The following is a 4,793-nucleotide window of genomic DNA, read 5'->3' as shown; positions in this document are numbered from 1 at the left end:
AAAACCATTTAACCGCAAACTGAAGCAACTCGGCATGTTGGGAAGCCATTCAAGACGTGGGAACTGCCTAGACAATGCCTGCATAGAATCTTTCTTTTCTCATTTAAAGACCGAGAAAATTTATTTGAATGAAGCAACAAGCAAGGCGGAGGTGGAACAACTAGTGAGCGAGTATATTTTGTTTTATAACCAGGATCGATTCCAGAAAAAATTAAACAACCGTTCCCCGATGGAATACCGGGAAACGGTTGCTGCGTAAAGATGTCTTTTTTGTTGTGTCTACTTGACAGGGTTATGACCAAAGCTACCCCCACATCATTAAACATGGGAGCATTACTTGAAGGCGTTTTGATTTGTCTCACGTTATGAGGTTAGAGTATTTATCTCACCTTTTCAGATTTAATTGTAAACGACACGATCAATAACAAAGCAGAGAAGCCAATTAAATATGACAATTCAAAAATGGCACCGTTTAAACCTTTACCGTACAACACAGTTTCCCCTGCTTGTAAAAACCAAGTTGTCGGCACAAAATCGCCAATTCGCTGCATAAAGTCTGGCATGATTTCTCTAGGCCAAAAACATCCACCAAGCATCAGCATCGGGATATTGACCAAAGCTGTTAGCGAACTCGTCATTAGTGCGTTTTTTGAAAATCTGCTGATTGCAACGCCAATGGCTACGCAAGCAAGAGCAAACGCAAGACAAGCTGTGATGACTTCCAGTTGTTGAGTCAGCGTTGATCCATAGGATATATCGACTAATTTGGGTAACAAACTGATTAACACGACGACCTGAATCGCTGCAACTAGAAAGCTTGCTATCATATGTTGTGAAAAATAACGGGAGCGTGTCAGCGGTGTTGCCGTGATCCGATCATAGACTCCGGTTAGCTTATCCTCCAGAATCAAGCTTGTGGAGAAGGTAATCAAGAACAACATACCAAACGCGATATAACCCAGGGACGTAACTGCCGTGTTTACGTCTTTTTCAGAAATACCAGTAGAAAAGCTCTTATATTCAGCAGTAAATGCATTCTTTTTATAAGCTTCCATCCCCATATAGAATGCATCTTCATTCCCGTTTGCAGCTGCCGCAATTTGTTTCGCTGAAGATATATAACTCGATACGTATACTTGAACGGGTCTCGCCACATTAGAAGCCTCAAGGGCATAGCTCAGAGCAGAAACATCTTTTCCTTCGAGTATCTCTGCAGTAAATCCGGCTGGAAAAGTAAAAGCACTGTCTAGTTTTTTGTTTACAATCAAGCCTTTCACATCATCACTAGGGGTTAGTAATGTTACATTGTATTTCTCCTGCATATCCGATATAAGATCCACTATGAATGGGGATGAATCCTGGTCCAGTATGCCTACATTATATTTCACATCTTTGGTTACAGTCGAAATCAAAAACATATTTAGCAGGATCGGAATCACAAGCATAAATAAGATGTTTATTGGTTTTCGAAATATCCGTTTTATGCTGTTGAATAAGATCGTCATGCTCTCTTCCTCCTTGAAACCACAATGCTGATCACCGCAAATAACAACGTGATAGCCAGCATCTGTCCAATATTTACAAAAGCAGAACCTAGCTCGTCGTTATATACAACATTGAATATCGCTGATTTTGCATAATAGCTTGGGGAAATTGCTGCGATAGCTCCAAAATCAATAATAATAAACCCGCCAATAAGAAAGGTTGATCCAAGAGTCACAATATTGGCAAGGGTGTCGGCTTTTACGGAATCCTTTAGGATAATGGTCAATAGGCCACCGAGTGTCGTGGTTAATAAAGAGAACACAAACACGATCAAAACGATGACACTAAAGTTATTTCCCCAATCCACATCATATACATATTTGGTAAACAGGATCATCACCATGCCCTGTAAGAAGGTAACTAAGGAAAGACCTATCGTTTTGCCTAGATACTGCTCAAGAGGTTTAATCGGTGAAAGCTTGAGCCGATCACCCAATGTACCCAAATAGTCCTCTCCCATTCCTGCAGCACCATATTCCTGACCACGCATCAGAAACATTAGTAGCATTGCAATAGCGTAATATCCCATGGCTGTCGCCGATTTGGAATCGGTTAGAGGCTCTTCTTTCAAGCTGGTATCCGAATTCACTTGGTCGATTTGCGTATTGCCCGACATGGTGGCGACTACGCCTGCGGTATTCAACCCATTAATCAGACTATCCACGACATTCCGCACAACCGTTGTATCTACACCGGAAGATTTGGCCAGGTATACTTCAACTGTTTTGCTTGATCCATCCGCTTCCCCTTGGTTTGAAAATCCTTCAGGAATATAGATAAACGCATCTGCCTCTTCATTATTTAGGATCTCTTGTCCCTCATCAAGAGAAAGTACTTGATCGAACTCTGCCAGTGAGCTAATATCTTCCGCACCGATCATAGAGCTAATGAACACTTCGCCAAGTTGACCAGAATCTTCATTGCTATAAATGACCCTTACTTTATCCAGAGAGGTGACATTAAATTGGTCTTTAAACGCAGTACCTAATATTAAAATAATTAACAAAAAACTGAGCAATCTAATGAAAATCGGTTTAGGGTCAATCAAGATCCGCTTTGCCGAATAAAAAATTTGAGTGAGTATATTCATCGTTTCATCACCGTCCCGGATTAGTCTCTCAGTTTTTTACCAGTCAACTGTAAGAATACCGTCTCCAAATTCGGTTTTTCCAGTGTCATGGACTTAATTTTAAATTCTTTCCGAATCAGATTTTCCATTATCCCCGTAAGAAACCGTTCATCTTTTTCCAAGTGAATGTCGAGTACTCCGTTTATGTTGTTGCAGGCGGTGACGCCTTCCGACTCTTTAATCACTGAAACAGCTGCGTCCGTATTCGATGCAAGCTCCAGACTTAAGCGATTTCCCGTTGAAATGGAATCAATCAGCTCATCTATACTTCCGAGTGCGATCACTTTTCCAAAATCCATAATGGCGACTCGTTCGCAGATGGCCTCGATCTCTTCCATGTAATGTGTTGTATAGATGATGGTCATCCCATTTTGGTTCATAATTTTAATTGATTCCAGTATATTGTTACGTGATTGGGGATCTACTCCGACCGTTGGTTCATCCATAAAAAGAATACGCGGCTTATGTACAATCGCACAAGCGATGTTTAGACGTCTCTTCATACCACCCGAAAAAGTCTTAGCAATACCTTTTCTTCTATCCCATAATCCAGTAAACTCAAGTGCTTCCTGGACGGATGTATGCAGCTCTTTGCCCCGAAGTCCATACAACTTACCCCAATACGTTACATTATCAATGGCGCTTAAGGTTTCAAAAAAAGCCAAGTCCTGCGGTACATACCCGACAGATCGTTTGATTTCTCTTGCATGCTTGGAAAAATCCTTACCAAACATTTTCACTGTGCCATTGTTTATTTTTAATAAGCCCAGCAACGTGTTCATCGTTGTTGATTTGCCTGCACCGTTGGGTCCCAGCAGTCCAAATATTTCACCTTCATGAATACTCAGATCAACACCGTCTACAGCTGTGTAATCTTTGTACCTTTTTACAAGACCCGTTACTTCTATGATCATCTTAATTTCCTCCTCAAACATTTCAGTACGTGATTGATGATATCTGAAGCGATAAAGAACATGCGCGAGTACCCCACTAGTAATAGATGGGGACACTCGCGCATTTACAATTTTCATATGAATTTCTTTAATCTGTAATAAGAGATTGAAGAAATTCGATATCTTCTTAGCATTATGTAACTATCCTTAGAGCCATTTTTGATTATGTTCATGCTGTAGCATTATAACACAAGAATGTACAGAAGATAGAACTCGATGTGAATCAACATAAACAACCTTATCCCCGTATGGTAATACGGAGATAAGGTTACTTCGTTCCACATTATTTTAAACCATTATTTAACAAGAATATAGCGACATTAGATATTTGTTATATACAAAAACTTTTCAAGTAAACTATTTATTCTGTCGCCCTAATCATTTTTACATTCACTTTAGTAATCATAGTCTCTGAAGTGTAAATTAACTCTATAGTTAGAAAGCTGACGTTCATCTTAAATCATGCATGCCCTTGTTTACTGATACTGACCACATGCATTTTGTTAAGAAAGCAGCCTTCTATTTATGCCCTCAAATTGTTATGTTGCCTCCACACGCTGGAGCATAAAATGTACTGCTCTATTCTTGCTAAATTTATTGTAGTATATCAGAATATATTTCTTATATTATAAACCTAAAGATTTAAGGTGATTTTCCTTTACAACTGTCCTATTTTAGAGTAGAAGGTAATTTTTTTCTTTATAGGGATGTGAATTTGGTGGATATGTGCGAAGTGGTTAAGTACGGTTGTAGTTTACTATTACGAAACATTCATATAGTGTGTTTTTCATACAAAAGTATAAAAAGAACCCCAAGCCTATTAGATCCGTTCAGAGGCTTGGGGTTCTTTTTATACTTTTTCTATCTTGTCGTTGTATACAAGGATTAATCCTTAAATACAGGTCTATGCTCATTTGGAACTTCAATAACAGTCACCTCTTCAAAGGAATCAACTATTTCAGCTTCCTCTCTTTTAGGTGTGTATTGGTATCTAGCCTGAAAAAGAACAACCCAAATAGTTCAATACTTACTCTCTTGTAAAAGCAAAAAAAATAAAAACCCCTTCGCTTTGGCGAAGAGGTTTACTAATGAAGCGGGTGATGGGAATCGAACCCACGCTATCAGCTTGGAAGGCTGAAGTTCTACCATTGAACTACACCCGCGTA

4 protein-coding genes and 1 tRNA gene are annotated in these 4,793 nt (G+C 39.3%); 1 reads left to right on the top strand and 4 read right to left on the bottom strand.

Annotated elements, in window-relative coordinates; translation table 11 throughout:
- Nucleotides 1–259 (top strand): IS3 family transposase (locus tag H9647_RS25415; protein WP_191805261.1); only part of this gene is annotated, 259 nt, incomplete at its 5' end.
- Nucleotides 260–380: 121 nt separating this feature from the next.
- Here the strand turns inward: H9647_RS25415 and H9647_RS25410 are convergent.
- The 4 genes from H9647_RS25410 to H9647_RS25395 all read right to left on the bottom strand — a co-directional run bounded on the left by H9647_RS25410 (nt 381) and on the right by H9647_RS25395 (nt 4,790).
- Nucleotides 381–1,505, bottom strand: coding sequence for an ABC transporter permease (locus tag H9647_RS25410; protein WP_191805259.1), 1,125 nt, complete (start codon nt 1,503–1,505; stop codon nt 381–383).
- Complete coding sequence (locus H9647_RS25405; RefSeq protein WP_191805257.1) at nt 1,502–2,635, bottom strand: ABC transporter permease; 1,134 nt, start codon at nt 2,633–2,635, stop codon at nt 1,502–1,504. The genes H9647_RS25410 and H9647_RS25405 overlap by 4 nt, the downstream gene beginning before the upstream one ends.
- A 20-nt stretch (nt 2,636–2,655) precedes the next feature.
- Nucleotides 2,656–3,588, bottom strand: a complete 933-nt coding sequence (locus H9647_RS25400) for an ABC transporter ATP-binding protein (RefSeq protein ID WP_191805255.1) — start codon at nt 3,586–3,588, stop codon at nt 2,656–2,658.
- A gap of 1,131 nt (nt 3,589–4,719) precedes the next feature.
- A tRNA-Gly gene (locus tag H9647_RS25395) sits at nt 4,720–4,790 on the bottom strand.
- Nucleotides 4,791–4,793: the final 3 nt, after the last annotated feature.

The sequence above is a fragment of the Paenibacillus gallinarum genome, from assembly GCF_014836635.1.
Lineage (GTDB): Bacteria > Bacillota > Bacilli > Paenibacillales > Paenibacillaceae > Paenibacillus > Paenibacillus gallinarum.
The sequence above is the reverse complement of the archived record's forward strand: the minus strand, read 5'-3'. Positions and strand labels throughout refer to the sequence as shown.